The organism is Peribacillus sp. NPDC056705, from assembly GCF_043656335.1.
On sequence record NZ_JBHTYI010000071.1, the window covers coordinates 1 to 3,909 of the forward strand.

Sequence of the window (3,909 nt, forward strand, 5' to 3'; positions counted from 1 at the left end):
GGAGTTCTTTGAAGAGCACAAACACAGAAAGTCATTTGAAAAAAAATTCAAAGTCAAAATTGTTAATCCATCTTGTATAGGGATTATCGGGAAATTAGAAGCGGAACTTCAAGAACCGTTTAATAGGTTACTGAAAAATGAACCAAGATGGTTTAAAGTTATTCCTTATAATTATTTGTATGATAATTTTAATAACTTTATTTCATCTGGAGAAAAATTCATAACTGAATAGAGGGAAAATATGGGTTTTCTTTTTATGGATAACTAATAAAGAGAAAGGTAAAAAGCATACAGTATAATTGATAGTGTTATTAAAGAGCTAAATTTAGAATATTAAGCTTATACTATCTAAAACAATCAATTAAGTTTGAAAAGAGAAGTTTAAATAACACAACGCTGATTAAAAAGTACTGTACAATAACCATGCCCTTTGCTAAAATATTTTTTCTGAATTACTTTCCTAGCTCCAAGATGTATAGAACGCAATGTCGGCAAAATAGATATTCCTAGTTCTTCAAAGTGATATTCTATAGAAACTGAGCATCAAAAAGGTGATCGTAAGGCCTAGGATTTATAAATCGATTGGAGTGTTTTCGGTCTGTATATGAGTACCCTCCACCTATTTGACCACTTGCAAAATGTGTAGTTTAGATTGTGAAAAAAACTAAATAGTAATAAATCCAAGTCGTCCCAAAAGGGCGGCTTTTTATTTTGTAATGAAAAGGGGGGAGTTTGGAACTAGATATCTTAAACATGTTTTTAAAAGAGGGGGGATTCGCAGCCTTATTTGTTTGGATGTTGTATTCAACAATGAAAACTAATAAAGAACAGAAAGCAAATTATCAGGCTGTAATTGAAAAGAATCAAGACGTAATAGAAACACAAGCTCAAGCATTCTCAACATTGGCTCAAGATGTAAATGAAATAAAACAAATCATTGTACAGGAAAATAAATAACTAAGGAGGAATTAAAATGGATGAATTCGTTATTTCAAGTGGTCACGCTAAAGTGGTACGTGGTGCAAGTGGGTATCTAGATGAGGTTAATGAAGCTAGGAAGGTTGTACCGAAAGTTGCTGAATATCTAAAAGAATTAGATTGTAAAGTAAATATATTTAATGATAACACTTCAAAAACTCAACGGGATAATATCAATACAATAGTTAAATATCACAATAGTAAAAGTAGGGATTTTAGATGTATCTGTGCATTTTAATGCTGGTATAAAGGAAACCGGCGGTACGGAGGTACTTTATTATGGTGACGGGAATAAAGTGTTGGCCGCAAAAGTGTCGAAGGCTATTTCAGAAGTACTTGGAATTAAGGATCGAGGTGCTAAGAAACGGACTGATCTTGGATTTCTAAAAGGAACAGCTAAGCCAGCCATTTTGATAGAGGTATGCTTTGTTGATACTAAAACCAATGCCGATGCTTACAATAAGAATTTTGATTATTGTTGTAAAGCAATAGCTGAAACGTTATCAGGTAAAAGGTTGAAAGAAGAAGCTAAACTAGTTGAAAAGAAAAACGTTGTACATAGGGTATAAGTTGGGGCATTTTCCGATGAGAAAAATGCAGCTAAATTAGCTGAAGAGTTAAAGAAAAAAGGATATTCAGCTAGTATTGTAAAAGGATAGAAAAAATGAGTGCCCCTCTTTATGTGAGAAGGGCACTCATTTATTCAGACTTAAAGAGTGATGATGAAATGGCTTTATAAACTTTTAAATTTATTATTTTATTACCATAGTTCAGTTTTAGTAAGGTCTAAATTAAATACTTCTAAGAATATCTCGTAAATATGCCAACATGCATCATCTCCTCCACAAAACAAAGGAGACAAAGCCACTGTAATCAAATCCCAATCATATAAATCCCGCAAAGAAATGAGGTTTTTTCTTATCTTTTCATCATCCATTAATTCAGGCTCAAAATATTGACTTGTATTGAAATAATCCAAATCTAAATCAAGTATTACAGGTTTGTTATTTAAATATTGAGAAATCCGACCGTTTACTTTTTCATAAACAAGGTCTTCAATAGTTTGCAACCTTTTACCTTGGTATTTCTTACTAGATAGTAACTCACTTAGTTCTAATTCCCAATCATTGAACTTCGAATCAGAAAGATCAAATGGATCATGGCTTTGTGTTTCATTTGTTTTTGGTGTTACATAAATTATGTTATCAATAGAATCTGTTGCAAATCCTGCCCATATAAAATTTGCAATTTGCAAATTTTCAGTTACATTATAAACATCTTGTTTATTTTTAATAGAACCTAATCCATTCACTAAAATACCATCCGGAAGATCATCTAAATGGGCGTCAACATGGACTAAAGTGGCATTTGGTTCGATAAAATCATACACCTTACTTAACTCCCAAGCAGCGAAAGCCCAGTTGTGATCACACATAACAAATATTTTATGTTCTGGAAAACAAACCTTGTAATTTTTCAGTGCCCCCATATTTTCACTCCTATTGCATTGTTCGTTCTATTAGTAAAGTGAAATAGTGTTTCACTTGTAATATCATCTATAATAATAGCATGCTCATCTCCTTTTTCACTCTAACCATTCGCTATTTTAGCACCTTCATTATATAATATTGCATTCAAGATTAACCTTAAATCCCTTTTGTCTAAATCTATAGTTACAAAATCCGGTAAAATATCATTTTCTTTTAAAACTTCAATATAAGATGGAATCATATCTCTCTGATGCCAGTAATCACTTCTAATGATATGCTCATATATTTTTTGAATATAATACGAGTGTTTACTTAGGTTAGGTGTGTAATTATATCGTGGAGACGGATAAATCATTAAATCTACAATACACATAGATTGAAGGTTTTCGAAAATTTCATCGATACACGGTCTTATTTGATCTAAGTAGTTATTTATTATCACATTAGGAAAATTAAAGTTTTTAGGAGCACCATAAAGTTCAATTAATTCTTCGATTTCACATTTATATCCATCATCACCAAATCTTTTCTTGTTTTCTGCCCTTAGAATATATAGCTGTTCCAAAGGTGTTTCTTTTTTAGTAATTAAAATTTTTGATTGTTCACTTTTAAACTGAGTGGCTTGTTTAATAATTATATTGATTAACCCGGTCAAATGTTCATATCGTTTTTGACAATAAGAAATTAAATCCTTACAATCAATAGTCAATTCCTCATCTTTTTCATTTGGATCATTGCTGTACAAATGGACACTAAATATTCCATTTCCACTACTGCTTGACCATGATGCGAAGTACCTTTTTTTAGATTTTATCCCGTTTTTACTGACTAAATTAACTGGATGAGTACCAAAAGCTGCTCTAATATGTGAAAAATAATCATCGTCGGAAATACTTTTTCTGAACGTAGTATTATCTTTAAGTAATGGATAATTTTTATCATTATTAAGAACTCTATGAATTTGTTGAACAGATTCGACAAGTAAGTCAATTGCCCCTATAAATTGAACCATATTTAGGGATAAAACATCTGGGTTTTTGTGTTTTAAATCTATAGATGGAATACTGTTAACTACTACTTGAATCCAATCTCTTGCCGAAAAAACACAATTCAATTTATTTTTGCCATTATTATTTCCGTATTCCAGAATTAGAAAGTCCTCATTATCAGAAATAACTTGTTTAAAATCCTCTAATAGATAAGGCTCTAGGAAGTTCATTTTCATAAAAAGCAACCCTTTCTCATAAACGCCTTTGTATAATCTACACTTGCAACAAATTTAGGAGTTATTCAATAAGACCTTCATTTAATAATTTCTATATAGACGCTTTACTCTCTGTAATATATTTCTAGAATTATTATAAACTACCTTGTGTTTTGTTGAAATCACTATAAACAAAAATCTCCCCTTACTCGAATTGAGTAGGGGCTTAGTAATCTC

6 protein-coding genes and 1 pseudogene are annotated in these 3,909 nt (G+C 31.1%); 5 read left to right on the forward strand and 2 right to left on the reverse strand.

The window, feature by feature from the left end; all coding sequences use genetic code 11:
* The 5 genes and pseudogenes from ACFRAK_RS27195 to ACFRAK_RS27215 all read left to right on the forward strand — a co-directional run.
* On the forward strand, window positions 1-232 hold a 232-nt coding region (locus ACFRAK_RS27195; protein WP_394572908.1), incomplete at its 5' end, for a hypothetical protein.
* Between the two features lie 500 nt (window positions 233-732).
* Window positions 733-957: a BhlA/UviB family holin-like peptide gene (locus tag ACFRAK_RS27200; RefSeq protein WP_394572909.1), complete on the forward strand. Its 225-nt coding sequence runs from the start codon at window positions 733-735 to the stop codon at window positions 955-957.
* Window positions 958-973: 16 nt separating this feature from the next.
* Complete coding sequence (locus ACFRAK_RS27205; RefSeq protein WP_394572910.1) at window positions 974-1,216, forward strand: hypothetical protein; 243 nt, start codon at window positions 974-976, stop codon at window positions 1,214-1,216.
* A complete protein-coding gene (locus tag ACFRAK_RS27210; protein ID WP_394572911.1) occupies window positions 1,206-1,547 on the forward strand; it encodes an N-acetylmuramoyl-L-alanine amidase in 342 nt (113 codons plus the stop codon). Before ACFRAK_RS27205 ends, ACFRAK_RS27210 begins: the two co-directional genes overlap by 11 nt.
* A gap of 12 nt (window positions 1,548-1,559) precedes the next feature.
* Window positions 1,560-1,637 (forward strand): annotated as a pseudogene (locus tag ACFRAK_RS27215) (N-acetylmuramoyl-L-alanine amidase); the annotation flags it as partial.
* A gap of 101 nt (window positions 1,638-1,738) precedes the next feature.
* On the opposite strand, the gene ACFRAK_RS27220 reads toward ACFRAK_RS27215, so the two are convergent.
* Together ACFRAK_RS27220 and ACFRAK_RS27225 are read right to left on the reverse strand one after the other, a co-directional pair.
* Window positions 1,739-2,467 carry a peptide arginase family protein gene (locus tag ACFRAK_RS27220; RefSeq protein WP_394572912.1) on the reverse strand — a complete coding sequence of 243 codons (729 nt, stop codon included), beginning with the start codon at window positions 2,465-2,467 and terminating at the stop codon, window positions 1,739-1,741.
* Between the two features lie 101 nt (window positions 2,468-2,568).
* Window positions 2,569-3,693, reverse strand: a complete 1,125-nt coding sequence (locus ACFRAK_RS27225) for a hypothetical protein (protein WP_394572913.1) — start codon at window positions 3,691-3,693, stop codon at window positions 2,569-2,571.
* Between the last annotated feature and the right edge of the window lie 216 nt (window positions 3,694-3,909).